Origin of the sequence: Enterobacter cloacae complex sp. IR5418 (assembly GCF_049238105.1) — a bacterium.
In the GTDB taxonomy this organism is placed as follows: Bacteria; Pseudomonadota; Gammaproteobacteria; order Enterobacterales; family Enterobacteriaceae; genus Enterobacter; species Enterobacter hormaechei.
In genome coordinates this window covers 1-966 of record NZ_JBMKHS010000106.1, presented here as the reverse complement: position 1 = coordinate 966, position 966 = coordinate 1, and the positions used below count along the sequence as shown (strand labels likewise).

Annotated in this window: 1 pseudogene; it reads left to right on the top strand. The window is 45.2% G+C overall.

The window, feature by feature from the left end:
* Positions 1 to 921: pseudogene (locus tag ACOTX7_RS24275) on the top strand (hypothetical protein); the annotation flags it as partial.
* Positions 922 to 966: the final 45 nt, after the last annotated feature.

Sequence of the window (966 nt, the reverse complement as noted above, 5' to 3'; positions counted from 1 at the left end):
GGTCGTTCGCAAGAAATCTTATTTATTCAACAAAGCCATCAAGAACACGTAACGGCTATCTTTTTTGTGCCTTCAGTTATTCTGCCCATCTGTCTGGTGTCGTTGTTAGTATTTATTGGTTTTATATTTCATGATGCCAACATTCATTATGCTGAAACCCGAAAATTCATAGCAAAAGAGCAAGAGATTAATTTAAAGGCGTATGCGCGGAAAAATATGGCTATTGCAGCATGGTCTTCAATCACTCCCCTGGAGCAACCCGCACTGAATATGTTGAAGCTGGAAGGCGAATTTCCGCTGGCACCGAAAACACCAGTTAAAATTCAGCTGGAAGATCGCTTCGATCAGACCAGGAGTGAACAGATGTTTTACCGCTTGCTGGCCCCGATGGCAGAAAAATTGAAGGGTAATAACTATCGTATTTTTGAAGCTGTTGTTTGGGTTCGCGGAGGGAGTGAGTCCGTCATTGATGAACTGAGGCGCACTCTGGAGCGGTTGGGTGTTGAAACTGCCAGCACGTGTAAAATTGAGTCCAGCATGGAATGCCCTGACTACGCGATCGTTAGCCAATGGATGAACTTATCAGATTACAGAGCCGGGAACCGGTTGATTATTATCGTTGATCTACATGAAGAAAGCGGCGAATCAAAGAGTATGGAAAATGCGTGCGCGTTCCTGCTGACCAGCCATTATGTCCAGGAGGAAGGCAAAAAACCGGTATATCTTTATCAGCCTATGTCTGACGTGACCGATGTAGAGGAAAAGATGGCGATTTATCTGATGGCAGGTTCGGTGCTTACGCCGAAAAATCTCTGGTATACCGGGCTGTCCCGTATTGAAAAATATCCATTAATGCAGGCACTGGACGAAAAAGCACTCTCTGTGGAACGGCTGGATATAGATGCCTCTCGGCTTTGTTGAATAAATCAGATTTCGGGTAAGTCTCCCCCGTAGCGGGTTGTGTTT